At 45.4% G+C, this 16,477-nt stretch carries 17 protein-coding genes, 1 pseudogene and 1 other annotated feature; all 18 genes and pseudogenes read left to right on the top strand.

The features are described from left to right. Nucleotides 1–136: 136 nt before the first annotated feature. The 18 genes and pseudogenes from M654_RS23435 to secE all read left to right on the top strand — a co-directional run bounded on the left by M654_RS23435 (nt 137) and on the right by secE (nt 16,357). Entirely contained in the window at nt 137–601 is a 465-nt protein-coding gene (locus M654_RS23435; RefSeq protein WP_026586095.1) for a CtsR family transcriptional regulator, read from the top strand. 14 nt (nt 602–615) lie between these two features. Next, complete coding sequence (locus M654_RS23430) at nt 616–1,176, top strand: protein-arginine kinase activator protein McsA (protein WP_026586094.1); 561 nt, start codon at nt 616–618, stop codon at nt 1,174–1,176. Further along, the gene (locus tag M654_RS23425) at nt 1,176–2,267 is read left to right on the top strand and encodes a protein-arginine kinase McsB (RefSeq protein WP_026586093.1); all 1,092 of its coding nucleotides are present in this window, start codon (nt 1,176–1,178) and stop codon (nt 2,265–2,267) included. Before M654_RS23430 ends, M654_RS23425 begins: the two co-directional genes overlap by 1 nt. Further along, nucleotides 2,264–4,696: an ATP-dependent protease ATP-binding subunit ClpC gene (clpC, locus tag M654_RS23420; RefSeq protein ID WP_026586092.1), complete on the top strand. Its 2,433-nt coding sequence runs from the start codon at nt 2,264–2,266 to the stop codon at nt 4,694–4,696. Before M654_RS23425 ends, clpC begins: the two co-directional genes overlap by 4 nt. Before the next feature lie 77 nt (nt 4,697–4,773). After that, a complete protein-coding gene (radA, locus tag M654_RS23415; RefSeq protein WP_026586091.1) occupies nt 4,774–6,153 on the top strand; it encodes a DNA repair protein RadA in 1,380 nt (459 codons plus the stop codon). Between the two features lie 3 nt (nt 6,154–6,156). Beyond that, nucleotides 6,157–7,233: a DNA integrity scanning diadenylate cyclase DisA gene (gene disA / locus M654_RS23410; protein ID WP_026586090.1), complete on the top strand. Its 1,077-nt coding sequence runs from the start codon at nt 6,157–6,159 to the stop codon at nt 7,231–7,233. A gap of 106 nt (nt 7,234–7,339) precedes the next feature. Then, entirely contained in the window at nt 7,340–8,428 is a 1,089-nt protein-coding gene (locus M654_RS23405) for a PIN/TRAM domain-containing protein (protein ID WP_026586089.1), read from the top strand. Between the two features lie 14 nt (nt 8,429–8,442). Next, nucleotides 8,443–9,138: a 2-C-methyl-D-erythritol 4-phosphate cytidylyltransferase gene (gene ispD, locus M654_RS23400; RefSeq protein ID WP_026586088.1), complete on the top strand. Its 696-nt coding sequence runs from the start codon at nt 8,443–8,445 to the stop codon at nt 9,136–9,138. Next, entirely contained in the window at nt 9,131–9,607 is a 477-nt protein-coding gene (gene ispF, locus M654_RS23395; RefSeq protein ID WP_026586087.1) for a 2-C-methyl-D-erythritol 2,4-cyclodiphosphate synthase, read from the top strand. Before ispD ends, ispF begins: the two co-directional genes overlap by 8 nt. A gap of 79 nt (nt 9,608–9,686) precedes the next feature. Further along, on the top strand, nt 9,687–11,144 hold the full coding sequence (gltX, locus tag M654_RS23390) for a glutamate--tRNA ligase (RefSeq protein ID WP_026586086.1): 1,458 nt from the start codon (nt 9,687–9,689) through the stop codon (nt 11,142–11,144). After that, nucleotides 11,145–11,376, top strand: a binding site (T-box leader). Nucleotides 11,377–11,449: 73 nt separating this feature from the next. Continuing rightward, a complete protein-coding gene (gene cysE / locus M654_RS23385) occupies nt 11,450–12,100 on the top strand; it encodes a serine O-acetyltransferase (RefSeq protein WP_026586085.1) in 651 nt (216 codons plus the stop codon). Continuing rightward, nucleotides 12,097–13,500: a cysteine--tRNA ligase gene (gene cysS / locus M654_RS23380; protein ID WP_026586084.1), complete on the top strand. Its 1,404-nt coding sequence runs from the start codon at nt 12,097–12,099 to the stop codon at nt 13,498–13,500. The genes cysE and cysS overlap by 4 nt, the downstream gene beginning before the upstream one ends. Before the next feature lie 2 nt (nt 13,501–13,502). Continuing rightward, a pseudogene (locus tag M654_RS23375) lies at nt 13,503–13,962 on the top strand (Mini-ribonuclease 3). Beyond that, nucleotides 13,916–14,665, top strand: coding sequence for a 23S rRNA (guanosine(2251)-2'-O)-methyltransferase RlmB (gene rlmB / locus M654_RS23370; RefSeq protein WP_026586082.1), 750 nt, complete (start codon nt 13,916–13,918; stop codon nt 14,663–14,665). Before M654_RS23375 ends, rlmB begins: the two are co-directional and overlap by 47 nt. 6 nt (nt 14,666–14,671) lie before the next feature. Continuing rightward, nucleotides 14,672–15,184, top strand: a complete 513-nt coding sequence (gene rae1 / locus M654_RS23365) for a ribosome-dependent mRNA decay endonuclease Rae1/YacP (protein ID WP_026586081.1) — start codon at nt 14,672–14,674, stop codon at nt 15,182–15,184. A gap of 63 nt (nt 15,185–15,247) precedes the next feature. Further along, on the top strand, nt 15,248–15,919 hold the full coding sequence (sigH, locus tag M654_RS23360) for an RNA polymerase sporulation sigma factor SigH (protein WP_026586080.1): 672 nt from the start codon (nt 15,248–15,250) through the stop codon (nt 15,917–15,919). An 82-nt stretch (nt 15,920–16,001) separates the two neighbouring features. Continuing rightward, nucleotides 16,002–16,151, top strand: a complete 150-nt coding sequence (gene rpmG / locus M654_RS23355) for a 50S ribosomal protein L33 (RefSeq protein WP_006640304.1) — start codon at nt 16,002–16,004, stop codon at nt 16,149–16,151. 35 nt (nt 16,152–16,186) lie between these two features. After that, nucleotides 16,187–16,357, top strand: a complete 171-nt coding sequence (secE, locus tag M654_RS23350) for a preprotein translocase subunit SecE (RefSeq protein ID WP_026586079.1) — start codon at nt 16,187–16,189, stop codon at nt 16,355–16,357. Nucleotides 16,358–16,477 lie beyond the last annotated feature (120 nt).

Below are 16,477 nucleotides of genomic sequence, written 5' to 3'. Positions count from 1 at the left end.
GTTTTTTCAAAGTTTTACGACAGTCAAAAGTGGAAATAATAAAGGAGCAAGAGCAATTAGTTGAAAAAAAATTAAAAACCACTTATAGTAAAGTTAAAGTCAAATATAGTCAAAGTCAAGTGAAGGAGGGGGCTGAGTGGGGAAGAATATTTCTGATATCATTGAACAGTATCTAAAACAAGTTTTAGAAACAAATGGGAAGGAAATTTTGGAAATTAAACGGAGTGAATTAGCTGATAAATTTCAATGTGTCCCTTCCCAGATCAATTACGTTATCAATACGCGATTTACAAGTGAGCGCGGATATATTGTCGAAAGCAAAAGGGGAGGCGGCGGCTATATCCGCATCATTAAAATTAAAATGAACGACAAAACAGATTTGATCGATAATATTATGAATCAAATCTACACGAGACTTTCACAAGCTGCTTCAGATGACATTATTTTGCGGCTTCTGGAAAACGGTGTGATCACGAAAAGCGAAGCGAAATTGATGGTCAGTGTAATGGATCGTTCTGTTTTATACATTGATTTACCTGAACGTGATGAGTTAAGAGCAAGAATGATGAAGGCCATGCTTACGTCACTTAAATTTAAGTAAAGCGGGTGAGAAGCGTGATATGTCAAGAATGTAATAAAAGGCCGGCTACTTTTCATTTTACAAAAGTTATAAATGGCGAAAAAAGAGAAATGCATATCTGTGAACAATGTGCAAAAGAGAACAGTGATTCATACTCTATGAATGAAAATAGCGGATTTTCCATCCATAATTTGCTGTCAGGACTTTTGAATTTGGATTCTTCTTTTACAAACAGCAGCGAGGCTCAGCTGTTTAAACAGCAGCCTGAACAAGTTCTTCGATGCAAAAAGTGTCATATGACGTTTTCCGAATTCAGAAAAACAGGGCGTTTTGGATGTTCGGAGTGCTATAAAACATTTCATTCCTACATTACACCCATTTTAAGAAAAGTCCACAGCGGAAATACAGTCCATGCTGGAAAAATTCCGAAAAGAATTGGTGGAAACCTGCATGTCCGAAGACAAATTGAGACATTGAAAAAAGAGCTTTCAGAATTGATTCAACAGGAAGAGTTTGAAAAAGCGGCCACCATTAGAGATCAGATCAGGTCACTTGAACAAAATGTGAAAGCAGACAATAAGGAGGGGGAAGACTGATGTCACTGCAGCATTTTATTCAGAACGCTTTAAGCAACTGGATGCGGCAGGAAGGCCCTGAAAGTGACATCGTCCTGAGCAGTCGGATCCGTCTTGCGCGAAATTTAGAGAAAGTCCGTTTTCCAACACTTTTTTCAAATGAAGAAGCATCGGCGATTATTGCTTTATTTGAAGAACAATTTACCGGATATGAAGTGCCTGGCATTGGGAAATTTGAGATGGTGAAAATGGAGCAGGTACAGCCGCTGGAAAAAAGGGTACTGGTGGAAAAACATTTGATCAGCCCTCATTTAACAGAAGCTTCGTTTGGTGCATGCCTTCTTTCTGAAAACGAAGAAGTCAGCATCATGTTAAATGAAGAAGATCATATCCGTATTCAATGTCTTTTCCCAGGATTTCAGCTGTCAGAAGCTTTAAATGCGGCAAACAAAGTCGATGACTGGATTGAAGAGCGTGTCGATTATGCTTTTTCAGAGCAAAGAGGCTACTTGACCAGTTGCCCGACAAATGTCGGAACGGGACTCAGGGCATCCGTGATGATGCATCTTCCCGCTTTGGTGTTAACTAGGCAGATCAACCGAATTATTCCGGCAATTAACCAATTAGGGCTTGTTGTTAGAGGAATTTACGGTGAAGGCAGCGAAGCATTAGGAAATATCTTTCAGATTTCAAACCAAATCACCCTTGGAAAATCAGAGCATGACATTGTTGAAGATCTTAATAGCGTGGTAGCCCAACTGATCGAACAAGAACGTTCGGCACGAAAGGCGCTTTATCAGACATCACAAATTGAGCTTGAAGACCGGGTCTACAGATCCTACGGCGTGCTTTCCAACTGCCGCATGATCGAGTCGAAAGAGACGGCAAGATGTCTTTCAGACGTGCGTCTCGGCATTGACCTTGGAATCATTAAAGGCCTTTCCAGCAACATACTTAATGAATTGATGATCCTGACTCAGCCCGGTTTTCTCCAGCAGTATTCCGGAGGCGCCCTGAGAGCAAACGAGAGGGATGTCAGAAGAGCGACTCTTATCAGAGAGCGGTTGAAATTAGAAAACAACGGCAATAGACAGGAGGATGAAACGATATGATGTTTGGAAGATTTACAGAAAGAGCACAAAAAGTATTGGCGCTTGCTCAAGAAGAAGCTCTGCGTCTCGGCCATAATAACATTGGGACAGAACATATTCTCCTCGGCCTTGTTCGTGAGGGTGAGGGCATTGCCGCAAAGGCGCTTCAGGCATTGGGGCTCAGCCCCGACAAAATTCAAAAAGAGGTTGAAAGCCTGATCGGCCGCGGGCAGGAAATGTCCCAATCCATCCACTACACACCAAGAGCCAAAAAAGTGACCGAACTTGCCATGGATGAGGCAAGAAAGCTGGGGCACTCATACGTGGGAACCGAACACATCCTCTTGGGCTTAATTCGCGAAGGAGAAGGCGTAGCAGCGAGAGTGCTGAACAATTTAGGGGTCAGCTTAAATAAAGCGAGACAGCAAGTATTGCAGCTTTTGGGCAGCAATGAGAGCGGAGGCGCCGCGTCGGGGGCGAACAGCAATGCCAATACACCTACCTTAGACAGCCTTGCCCGCGATTTGACGGCGATTGCCAAAGAAGACAGCCTTGATCCCGTTATCGGCCGGAGCAAAGAAATTCAGCGCGTCATTGAAGTGCTGAGCAGAAGAACAAAAAACAATCCCGTGTTAATCGGGGAGCCTGGTGTCGGTAAAACAGCGATAGCCGAAGGCTTGGCCCAGCAGATCATCAACAACGAAGTGCCGGAAATTTTACGAGACAAACGCGTTATGACGCTTGATATGGGCACTGTCGTTGCAGGCACGAAATACCGCGGGGAATTTGAAGACCGCCTTAAAAAAGTGATGGATGAAATCCGCCAGGCCGGCAATATCATCTTATTTATCGATGAATTGCATACGTTGATCGGCGCTGGAGGTGCGGAAGGAGCAATCGATGCCTCCAATATCCTGAAGCCGTCGCTTGCTCGGGGAGAACTGCAATGCATCGGGGCGACAACCCTTGATGAATATAGAAAATACATTGAAAAAGACGCTGCGCTTGAACGCCGTTTTCAGCCGATTCAAGTCGATCAGCCGTCACCTGAAGAAAGCATTCAGATTTTGAGAGGGCTGAGAGACCGCTATGAGGCACACCATCGCGTATCGATCACCGATGAAGCGATCGAAGCAGCCGTGAAGCTGTCAGACCGCTATATTTCAGACCGGTTCCTGCCTGACAAAGCGATCGATTTAATCGATGAGGCCGGTTCAAAGGTTCGCCTGCGTTCCTTCACAACGCCTCCTAATTTAAAAGAGCTTGAACAAAAGCTTGATGAGGTGCGCAAAGAAAAAGATGCCGCCGTCCAAAGCCAGGAATTTGAGAAAGCAGCATCTCTGCGTGATACAGAACAGCGCCTGAGGGAACAGGTTGAAGAAACAAAGAAAACTTGGAAAGAAAAGCAAGGGCAAGAAAACTCCGAAGTAACAGTTGAGGATATCGCGATGGTCGTATCAAGCTGGACCGGGGTGCCGGTTTCAAAAATCGCCCAGACGGAAACAGATAAGCTCCTGAATATGGAACAAATTCTTCATTCACGGGTAATCGGCCAGGATGAAGCGGTTGTCGCCGTTGCCAAAGCTGTCAGACGGGCGCGGGCCGGACTAAAAGATCCGAAACGTCCGATCGGTTCATTTATTTTCCTCGGTCCGACAGGTGTCGGTAAAACAGAGCTTGCCCGCGCACTTGCGGAATCTATTTTTGGTGATGAAGAAGCGATGATTCGCATTGACATGTCTGAGTACATGGAGAAGCACTCCACATCAAGACTAGTCGGCTCGCCTCCTGGATATGTCGGCTATGATGAAGGCGGACAGCTGACGGAAAAAGTAAGAAGAAAACCTTATTCAGTCGTCTTGCTTGATGAGATTGAAAAAGCGCACCCTGACGTTTTTAACATTCTGCTTCAAGTTCTCGAGGATGGACGCCTGACTGATTCAAAAGGCCGCACCGTAGACTTTAGAAATACGATTCTCATCATGACTTCCAACGTAGGAGCCAGCGAGCTGAGAAGAAATAAATACGTCGGTTTTAACGTGCAGGATGAGACCCAGACTTACAAAGATATGAAAGATAAGGTCATGGGCGAATTAAAACGCGCTTTCAGACCGGAGTTTATTAACCGGATAGATGAGATCATCGTCTTCCACTCTCTGGAGAAAAAACATCTGAAGGACATTGTCTCCCTCATGTCAGAGCAATTGACCAAACGTCTGAAAGAACAGGATCTTTCAATCGAGCTGACAGAAGCGGCTAAAGAAAAAATCGCTGAAGAAGGAGTCGACCTTGAGTACGGCGCCCGTCCACTCAGAAGGGCCATCCAAAAACACGTCGAAGACCGTCTGTCTGAGGAACTTCTGAAAGGTCATATTGAAAAAGGCCAGCATATTGTTCTCGATGTAGATAACGGAGAATTTGTCGTAAAAACAGAAGCGAAAACGAACTAATATAGAGACAAAGGAAAGAGGCATACGATTTATCAGTATGCCTCACTTTCTTATAAAGGGAGCGTTTTGAAAAAGCAATGGCTAAAACGAAAAGTAAATTTATTTGTCAATCATGCGGCTATGAATCAGCCAAATGGATGGGGAAGTGTCCGGGATGCGGCGCATGGAACACCATGGTCGAAGAAATGATCAAAAAGCAGGCCGCTAACAGAAGAACCGCCTTTTCACATTCCATCCAAAAGGTGCAAAAGCCATCCCCCATTACATCAATTGAAACGACGGAAGAGCCGAGGATCCAAACGAAATTGCGCGAGTTCAACCGCGTTTTGGGAAATGGCATCGTCAAGGGATCGCTCGTGTTAATCGGCGGTGACCCAGGTATCGGAAAATCCACTTTGCTGCTGCAGGTGTCTGCCCAGCTTGCTGATTTGAAGGAAAATGTCCTGTACATATCAGGGGAAGAATCGGTCAAACAAACAAAGCTGAGAGCGGACCGCCTCGGCATCAACAGTCCAACTCTTCACGTTTTATCTGAAACCGATATGGAGTATATTACGTCTTCTATAGAAGAGATGAACCCTTCATTTGTGGTGGTAGACTCCATTCAAACCGTTTACCAAAGCGATATTACATCAGCCCCGGGCAGCGTATCCCAGGTAAGGGAATGCACCGCTGAGCTGATGAGAATTGCCAAAACAAAAGGGATTCCAATATTTATCGTCGGCCATGTCACAAAAGAGGGCTCGATTGCCGGCCCGAGACTGCTTGAGCACATGGTCGACACCGTTCTTTATTTTGAAGGAGAACGCCATCACACATTCCGGATTTTAAGAGCTGTTAAAAACAGGTTTGGATCGACAAACGAGATGGGGATTTTTGAAATGAGAGAAGAAGGCTTGACAGAGGTGCTGAATCCGTCGGAAATTTTTCTCGAAGAACGTTCGGCAGGTGCCGCCGGGTCAAGCGTTGTCGCCTCAATGGAAGGCACTAGACCGGTTCTGGTCGAAATTCAAGCGCTGATCTCACCTACCAGCTTCGGGAATCCGCGCAGAATGGCTACCGGAATCGATCATAATCGCGTCTCCCTGCTCATGGCGGTTCTCGAAAAAAGAGTGGGTCTCCTGCTGCAAAATCAAGATGCATATTTAAAAGTTGCCGGCGGAGTGAAGCTGGATGAGCCCGCGATCGACCTTGCCGTTGCAATCAGTATCGCGTCAAGCTTCAGGGATGCTCCGCCTCAACCGACAGATTGCTTTATCGGCGAGGTCGGCCTTACGGGAGAGGTCCGCAGAGTATCAAGAATTGAACAGAGGGTTCAAGAAGCCGCAAAGCTTGGTTTCAAAAGAATGATTATCCCTTCTGCCAATGTGGAAGGCTGGACCAAGCCGAAGGGAATTGAGGTCGTCGGTGTTGAAAATGTTGCTGAGGCCCTTCGAGCTTCATTAGGAGGATCATGATATATGGAAAAAGAAAAAAAAGGAGCGAAACAGGATCTTTCAGAAATATTACAGTTTGTCGCCCCCGGCACGCCTCTTCGCGAAGGAATCGAAAATGTGCTTCGGGCAAAAACAGGAGGATTAATTGTTGTCGGTTTTAACGATAAAGTTAAAGAAGTGGTTGACGGAGGATTTCATATAAACTCCGCTTTTTCTCCGGCCCATTTGTATGAGCTGGCGAAAATGGACGGTGCGATTATCCTCAGCGACTCAGGACAAAAGATTTTGTACGCCAATACGCAGCTTATGCCTGAGGCGACGATACCTTCATCAGAGACGGGGATGAGGCACAGGACGGCTGAACGGGTGGCCAAACAGACAGGTTGTCTGATCATCGCCATATCTGAAAGACGGAACGTGATCACGCTTTATCAGGAAAATATGAAATATATCCTTAAGGATATCGGCTTTATTTTAACAAAAGCCAATCAGGCTATACAGACCCTTGAAAAGTATAAATTAATTTTGGACAACGCAATTTCCACTTTAAGCGCTTTGGAATTTGAAGAGCTTGTCACATTCGGAGATGTCATTTCCGTTATGCACCGCTATGAAATGGTGCTGCGAATTAAAAATGAAATCAACATGTACATTAAAGAGCTCGGAACAGAAGGGCACCTCATCAGGCTTCAAGTAAGCGAGCTGATCACAGACATGGAACAGGAAGCGGCGCTGTTCGTAAAAGACTATGTCAAAGAAAAAATTAAAGACCCGTTTGTCCTGCTCAAAACGCTCCAGGATATGTCGAGTTTTGAATTGCTGGATGATTCCATTCTGCTTAAGCTTCTCGGTTATTCGGCTTCAACGAACATGGAAGAATACGTCTTTCCGCGAGGCTACAGGCTGCTTCATAAAATCCCCCGCCTGCCAATGCCGATTGTCGAAAATGTTGTGGAAGCGTTCGGCCATTTAAAGCTTATCATTGAAGCGGATGTAAAAGAATTGGACGAAGTGGAAGGAATTGGGGCTGTTCGTGCCCAAAAGATAAAGAAAGGTTTAAAAAGGCTTCAGGAAAAACATTATATTGACAGGCAGCTGTGAGAATTTATCCTAAAAACGATTAAAATATGCAATTTATGGGTATATTATTTTTAATTTTATTTTCACTACAGCAGCTGTATTCAAAAAAATAAAAGGAGGTGAAGGTATGTTAAAACGAATAGTTCAAGCGTTCTTTGCGATTTTGGGAGGCGTTATCGGTATTTTTCTCATACCGGAATTGTTTGTACTGTTAAATGTACAGGACATACCTTTAATAACAAACCCTTATGTGTCCGCTTGTTTGGGAGCTATCATCTTTTTTCTTCTGGGCATCTGGTGTGCGGATTATGTGATTAATTGGGTGAAATGGATTGAGGATTCCCTGATAAAAGCTCCTGTATCAGATTTGTTGTTTGGCTCACTAGGATTGATCTTCGGACTTATGCTCGCTTATCTTATCGTCAACGTTATTCCGTTAAAAGACATCCCGTACCAGCCGATCAGCACGGTGATTCCGCTTGTTTTAGCCGCATTCCTGGGCTACCTCGGATTTCGGGTCGGCTTTAAGAAAAAAGACGAAATGCTCACCCTTTTTTCTACAAGGAAGAAAAAAGGTGCCGCTGAAGAAGAGCGTACTGAAGAAGACAAAAAGCTGAAAATTTTAGATACAAGTGTTATTATAGATGGGAGAATTGCTGATATTTGTCAGACCGGTTTTCTGGAAGGCGTTATTGTGATTCCGCAGTTTGTACTGGAGGAGCTTCAGCACATCGCCGACTCTTCCGACGTCCTGAAACGCAACAGAGGACGGAGAGGGCTTGATATTTTGAATCGGATTCAAAAAGAATTGGATATCAAAGTTGAAATTTACGAGGGCGATTTTGAAGACATCCAGGAAGTTGACAGTAAACTGGTCAAACTTGCAAAGCTGACTTCAGGTGTTGTCGTGACGAACGATTTTAACTTGAATAAGGTGTGCGAACTGCAGAAGGTAGCCGTATTAAACATCAACGACCTTGCCAACGCCGTCAAACCTGTCGTTCTTCCTGGAGAAGAAATGAAAGTACAGGTGATTAAAGACGGAAAAGAACACAATCAAGGTGTGGCTTATTTAGACGACGGCACAATGATTGTCGTTGAAGAAGGGCGAAACTATATCGGCAAACATATCGACGTGCTTGTGACCAGTGTGCTGCAGACGGCAGCCGGCAGAATGATATTCGCCAAGCCGAAACTGCTGGAAAAGGCGCTTTAAAAAGGGGAAAGAACATGAACTATGAAGTCGTCATTCTTGCTGCCGGGCAAGGCAAGCGAATGAACGCCGGGAAAAACAAACTGTTTATCGAGGCAAAAGGAATACCTGTTATAATTCATACTCTACAGGTGTTTGACAACCATGATGCCTGTAAAAGAATGATTTTAGTCATCAATGAGCAAGAATTCGGGGAATTCAACGCCCTTTTGAAACAATACCATTTCAAAACCCTGATCGAGGTCGTACCGGGAGGAAAGGAGCGCCAGCACAGCGTTTTTCAAGGCATCAAAGCGGCCGGAAGAGGGGAGATGGTCCTTGTTCATGACGGAGCAAGACCATTCATTAAACAGGAGCAGATCGAACAGCTCGTCAATAAAGCCGAACAAACAGGTGCTGCAATTTTGGCCGTCCCTGTTAAAGATACGATAAAACGCGTTCAAGACGATAAGATAGACGGAACGATCGAACGTTCAAGCTTGTGGGCCGCTCAAACCCCACAAGCTTTTCGTCTTTCTATTCTGATGAACGCTCATCTCGAAGCGGAAGCAAGTGGCTTTCTTGGAACCGATGACGCCAGCCTCGTCGAGGAAGCGGGCGGCAAGGTCGCGATTGTTCAAGGAGATTACCGGAATATTAAGCTGACGACTCCGGATGACTTGCTTATTGCCGAAGCGATATTAGAAGCGGAAAAGAGGAATGAACATGTTTAGAATTGGACAAGGGTTTGACGTTCATCAGCTTCAAGAAGGCAGGCCGCTCATTATAGGGGGAATCACGATTCCTTATGAAAAGGGCCTTCTCGGACATTCAGATGCTGATGTACTTTTACATACGATTGCCGATGCCTGCCTCGGTGCCATCGGGGAAGGCGATATCGGGAAGCATTTTCCCGATACCGATCCTGAATTCAAAGATGCCGATTCATTTAAGCTTCTTCGCCGCGTATGGCAGCTTGTGAAAGAAAAAGGCTATACGCTTGGAAACCTTGATTGTACAATCATCGCTCAAAAACCAAAGATGGCTCCCTACATCGAAGACATGAGAGCCAGAATTGCCGAAGGATTGGAAGCGGAAGTTTCGCAAATTAATGTGAAAGCGACAACGACGGAAAAGCTCGGGTTTACGGGAAGAGCTGAAGGAATTGCCGCCCAGGCTTCAGTTCTGCTCCAAAAGGCATAATTCATTTTGAAGACCGATTCATTTGATGATAGAATAAGAATAAATTTGAACTCTCATTGAGACGAAAGGAAGTAGACAGATGGGAAACGAAGTTCGCGTTCGTTATGCGCCGAGTCCAACCGGCCATTTACATATCGGGAATGCCAGAACGGCTCTCTTCAATTATTTGTTCGCCCGGAGCCAAGGCGGGAAGTTCATCATCCGCATTGAAGACACGGATAAAAAGCGGAATATTGAAGGCGGAGAGCAAAGCCAGCTCAACTATTTAAAATGGCTCGGGATCGACTGGGATGAAGGTGTGGATGTCGGCGGCGAATATGGACCATACCGCCAATCCGAAAGAAATGATATTTACAAGACATACTATGAGGAGCTTCTTGAAAAAGGCCTTGCTTATAAGTGCTACTGCACGGAAGAAGAGCTTGAAAAGGAACGGGAGGAACAGGCGGCCCGCGGAGAAATGCCGCGCTACTCCGGAAAATGCCGCAATTTGACGAAAGAAGAACAGGAAAAGCTTGAGGCTGAAGGCAGACAGCCGAGCATCCGCTTTAAAGTTCCTCAAGGTGAAGTCATCACCTTTAACGATATTGTCAAAGATGAAATTTCTTTTGAAACAGACGGCATCGGCGACTTTGTCATCGTAAAAAAAGATGGAACGCCGACTTACAATTTTGCGGTGGCGGTCGATGACTATCTGATGAAAATGACGCATGTGCTTCGCGGAGAGGATCATATTTCAAATACGCCGAAGCAGATTATGATATACAATGCGTTCGGCTGGGATGTCCCGACTTTTGGACATATGACGCTGATCGTCAATGAAAACCGCAAAAAGCTCAGCAAACGCGATGAATCGATCATACAATTCATCGAACAGTACGAGGAGCTCGGCTATTTGCCGGAAGCGCTCTTTAACTTTATCGCGCTCCTTGGCTGGTCGCCTGTCGGAGAAGAAGAACTGTTTACAAAGGAACAGTTTATTGAGATATTTGATGTGAATCGTTTATCAAAATCACCGGCTGTGTTTGACGCGCATAAACTGAAATGGGTCAACAACCAGTATGTGAAAAAGCTTGACCTTGATCAGGTCGTTGAACTGACTGTCCCCCACTTGCAGAAAGCCGGCAAGGTTTCCGAAGAGCTCGCCGGAAGCGAAAAGGATTGGGTTCGCAAGCTGATTTCCCTCTACCAGGAGCAGCTCAGCTTCGGTGCAGAAATTGTCGAGTTAACAGAGTTGTTCTTTAAAGACGAAATCCAGTATAATCGTGAAGCAAGGACGGTTTTAGAAGAAGAACAGGTTCCGGAAGTGCTGCGGGTGTTTTCCGAAAAGCTTGAACAGCTTGAGGATTTTACTGCGGATGAGATTAAGCAATCGATCAAAGCCGTTCAGAAGGAAACGGGGCATAAAGGGAAAAAGCTGTTTATGCCGATCCGCGTGGCGACAACCGGCCAAACTCACGGGCCTGAGCTGCCTCAGTCCATTGAGCTGTTAGGAAAAGACACCGTTTTAAAACGGCTGAATAACATTAATCAATAAGATAAATCGCTGACAGGGAGAAGTATAAAGCCACGGCCTTTAAAGAGAGAGTCTTCATCGGCTGGAAAAGACTTAAGCGCCAGGCTTTAGAAATGCGCCTCTTGAGACCTTTGAAGAACGTTTGATGACAAGTATTCAAAGGCGGTATCCGCCGTTATGGATGAAAGTTGAGAAAACAGCTGCGCCTGTTTTCTAAACAGAGTGGAACCGCGCGTCAAAAAGCGTCTCTGTCAGATGACAGAGGCGTTTTTTTTATATCGCCGGAACAAAAGGACAGAAGGAAGCGGGGAAACGGGGGGAATCATGTGTTTTTTAAAATGCTGAAAGAAGACGTAGATGTTGTTTTTGACCAAGATCCGGCTGCAAGAAGTTATTTCGAAGTCATCTTAACATATTCAGGATTGCATGCTATATGGGCGCACCGAATTGCACATGCTTTATATAAAAGAAAAAGATTTTTTATCGCCAGAATCATCTCTCAAATCGCCCGCTTCTTTACGGGAATCGAAATTCATCCGGGGGCAAAGATCGGCAGGAGGTTTTTCATCGATCACGGGATGGGGGTCGTAATCGGCGAAACCTGTGAGATCGGCAACAATGTCACGGTTTTTCAAGGCGTAACGCTCGGAGGGACAGGAAAAGAAAAAGGAAAAAGGCATCCGACAATCGAGGATGATGCTCTCATATCAACAGGGGCAAAGGTGCTGGGCTCGATTACGATTGGGAGAGGATCAAAGATCGGCGCTGGGTCCGTCGTCCTGCACGACGTCCCTGAATGCTCCACCGTTGTCGGCATCCCGGGGCGCGTCGTCGTGCAAAATGGCAAGAAAATTAAGCGCGACCTGAATCATCAGGATTTGCCCGATCCGGTGGCTGACCGCTTTAAAGAGCTGGAAAATGAAATCAGGCAGCTGAAACAGGAGCTCCAGAGAAAAGAAAGGGAAGATGAGCTGTGACACTTAAACTGTATAATACACTCACGCGAAAAAAAGAGCCGTTTGTGCCTATTGAAGAAGGCAAGGTCAAAATGTATGTGTGCGGTCCGACCGTCTATAACTACATCCATATCGGAAACGCAAGGCCGGCTATCGTTTATGATACGGTCAGAAAGTATTTAGAGTATAAAGGCTATGACGTCCAATATGTCTCCAATTTTACAGATGTCGATGACAAATTAATTAAAGCGGCTAATGAGCTTGGAGAGGAAGTGCCGGTCATCGCCGAACGCTTTATTAAGGCATACTTCGAAGACGTCGGTTCACTGGGCTGCACAAAAGCTGACTGCCATCCGCGCGTCACTGAAAACATGGATGAAATCATCGATTTTATTCAGACGCTGATCGATAAGGGCTATGCCTATGAGGCGGACGGAGATGTTTATTATAAAACAAGATCGTTTGAAGGCTATGGAAAGCTGTCTCACCAATCGGTCGATGAGCTGAGATCAGGCGCCCGGATTCAAGTGGGCGAAAAGAAAGAAGATGCGCTCGATTTTACATTATGGAAAGCGGCTAAAGATAACGAAATCTCCTGGGAAAGCCCTTGGGGAAAAGGCCGTCCCGGCTGGCATATCGAGTGCTCTGCGATGGCGAGAAAATATTTGGGCGATTCGATCGACATTCACGCCGGCGGTCAGGATCTGGCCTTCCCGCATCATGAAAACGAAATTGCCCAATCGGAAGCATTGACAGGGAAGCCGTTCGCGAAATATTGGCTTCATAACGGCTACATTAATATCGATAATGAAAAAATGTCAAAATCGCTCGGCAACTTTGTGCTTGTGCATGACATTATTAAAGAGCATGATCCGCAAGTGCTGCGATTTTTCATGCTGTCTGTTCATTACAGACATCCGATCAACTATTCGGTCGAACTTCTCGAGAACACAAAAAACGCTTTTGGGCGTCTAAAAACAGCTTATAGCAATTTGCAACACCGCCTGAAAAGCAGTACAAATTTAACAGAGGGCGATTCCGAATGGCTTGAAAAAATCGAGGAGCAAAGAAACGCATTTGAAACGGCAATGGATGACGATTTTAACACGGCGAATGCGATTTCCGTCCTGTTTGACCTGGCCAAACACGCCAACTACTATCTGCAGGAGAAAAATACCGCTGAACACGTCATTCAAGCATTCCTTCAGCTGTTTGATGAAATTTGCACTGTGCTCGGCTTTTCGCTCAAGGAGCAAGAGCTGTTGGACAGGGAAGTCGAGGAGCTGATCGAAAAGCGGAACGAAGCACGCAAAAACCGCGACTTTGCCACATCAGACCAAATTCGCGACAAGCTGAAAAGCATGAACATCATCTTGGAGGATACTCCTCAAGGAACGCGCTGGAAAAGAGGAGAATCATAAACATGAACTTGGAAACCATTAAAGACGCCAAACAATTAAACGGTTTGGCGCTTGCCTATATGGGTGATGCCGTTTTGGAAATATACGTCAGGCATCACCTGTTAAAGCAAGGCATGACCAAGCCCAATGATCTGCATAAGCGGTCAAGCCGCTATGTGTCCGCAAAATCGCAGGCGAGCATGCTGTTTGCCCTTGAGGAGCAGGGCTTTTTCACCGAAGAAGAAAAGGCTGTGCTGAGAAGAGGGCGGAATGCAAAATCCGGAACGGTGCCAAAAAACACGGATGTCCAAACGTACCGTTACAGTACAGCTTTTGAAGCCGTTATCGGGTACCTTTTCCTTGAAAACAGGGAAGAAAGGCTTGATGAGCTCATCAAAAAAGCGTTGGAAAAACGGGACGGCAGGGAGGAAGTCAAATGAGTCAGCAGCACGATTATGTCATAGGGAAAAACGCGGTAATTGAAACGTTGAAATCGGACCGTGAACTGTACAAGCTTTGGATGGCTGAAAACACAGTGAAGGGACAGGCTCAGCAAGTCGTTGACCTCGCCGCGAAAAAAGGCATCACGATTCATTATGTCCCGCGAAAAAAGCTTGATCAAATGGTTGATGGCCAGCATCAGGGCGTCGTCGCTCAGGTGGCGGCTTACAAGTATGCGGAGCTGGACGACCTTTTTCAAAAGGCCGAAGACAGAAATGAACAGCCGTTTATCATCGTTTTGGATGAAATCGAAGACCCGCATAATCTGGGATCGATTATGCGGACGGCTGACGCAGTCGGCGCCCACGGCATCATCATTCCGAAAAGGCGTGCCGTCGGCCTTACGACGACTGTCGCCAAAGCCTCGACAGGTGCGATAGAATATATTCCTGTTGCGAAAGTAACGAACTTGGCCCGGACATTGGATGATATGAAAGAGCGGGGCATCTGGGTCGTCGGCACCGATGCGTCAGGACAGCAGGACTACAGATCGATGGACGGAAACATGCCAATCGCGCTTGTCATCGGCAGCGAAGGCAAAGGCATGGGAAGGCTTGTCAAGGAAAAATGCGACTTTCTCATCCGCCTGCCCATGGCGGGAAAAGTCACATCGCTGAACGCCTCGGTTGCGGCCGGTCTTTTGCTGTATGAAGTCTACCGGAAACGAAGCCCTCTAGGAGATTAGACAAGGATGGACATCCTGTTAGTCGACGGCTATAACATGATTGGGGCATGGCCTCAGCTGAAAGATTTGAAAGCGAACAGCTTTGAAGAAGCCAGGGACCTTTTGATTCAAAAAATGGCGGAATATCAATCATACACCGGTTTTCGGGTCATTGTTGTCTTTGATGCGCATCTTGTCAAAGGGATCGAGAAAAAACGAATCAATCACCGCGTAGAGGTGATTTTCACAAGGGAAAATGAAACGGCCGACGAACGGATTGAAAAGCTTGCGTCAGATTTGAACAACATTCAGACGCAGATCCACGTTGCCACATCCGATTATACGGAGCAGTGGGCGATCTTTGGCCAGGGGGCACTGCGCAAATCGGCGAGGGAGCTGCTCAGGGAAGTTGAAGCGATTGAAAGAAAAATCGAAAAGAGGGTGAAAAAAATCACCTCAGAACGTCCTGTCGGGAAAATTCCTTTATCAGAAGATGTCCTGAAGATCTTTGAAAAATGGCGGCGGGGCGATTTGGATTAGGTTGACGCTTTTTTGTCCATTACTGTATAATATTTCTATCTACGTGCGGTCGGGGGGATCGGAGTGAACTTACAAAACAACCAGGGAAAATTCAGCAAGGAACAGTTCAGCAAAGAACAGTTTTGCCAGTTGGAAGACGAGCAGGTCATTGAAATGGTTCATGTCGGAGACAGTGATGCGTTAGATTATTTGATTACAAAGTACCGTAATTTTGTAAGGGCAAAAGCGAGATCCTACTTTTTAATCGGGGCTGATCGGGAAGATATCGTTCAGGAAGGCATGATCGGACTCTACAAATCTATCCGTGATTTTAGAGAGGACAAGCTGACTTCATTCAAAGCTTTTGCAGAATTATGCATTACCCGCCAAATTATTACCGCTATCAAAACAGCTACTCGTCAGAAACATATTCCGCTCAATTCGTATGTGTCGCTGGACAAGCCCATTTATGACGAAGAGTCAGACCGGACGCTTCTCGATGTGATTTCAGGAGCGAAAGTGATGAACCCTGAGGAACTGATTATCAATCAGGAAGAATTCGATGACATCGAGCTGAAGATGGGAGAATTGCTTAGTGATTTGGAAAGAAAAGTTCTTGCGCTCTATCTCGACGGAAGATCCTATCAGGAAATCTCTGAAGAATTAAACCGCCATGTAAAATCAATCGACAATGCGCTTCAGCGCGTCAAAAGGAAGCTTGAAAAGTACCTCGAGCTCCGCGAGATCAGCTTGTAGCCGATGCTTATGGCATATTGACAGCAATTTTAGGACTGTGATATGTTACTTAGGAAATGCTAGTCCAGAAAAAGGTGTAAACATGAAGAAAAAAATAACGTTGGCCTGTAAAAATTGTGGAAACCGTAATTATACGACAATGAAAAGCTCCGCAGCTTTGGCTGAACGGCTCGAAGTAAAGAAATACTGCAATAACTGCAATTCACATACAGTACATCTGGAAACAAAATAGGCTTTTGTTTTTGGGTTGTGGAGGTTTCTTATATTATGAAATTCTTAAAGAATGTCGGAAAAGAAATGAAAAAGGTCACCTGGCCTAAAGGAAAAGAGTTAACGCGCTATACGATCACCGTTATAACCACCGTTATCTTTTTCGCCATCTTTTTTGCACTCATCGATTCGGGTATTACGCAAATAATTCGTTTAATAGTTGAATAATGATCAGCATAACGTGTTATAATAGATCTAAATATCACTTGCCAAAAAACCCGTTTAACGGGTTTTTTCATTGTTTCAAAATATGAGGCTCGTATAAAAGAACCGTCAGTTTCCCGTACG

Source organism: Bacillus sp. NSP9.1 (assembly GCF_000465465.2).
Classification (GTDB): Bacteria; Bacillota; Bacilli; order Bacillales; family Bacillaceae; genus Bacillus; species Bacillus sonorensis_A.
Note: the sequence above shows the minus strand (reverse complement) of the source record. Positions and strands in the feature narration are given on the sequence as shown.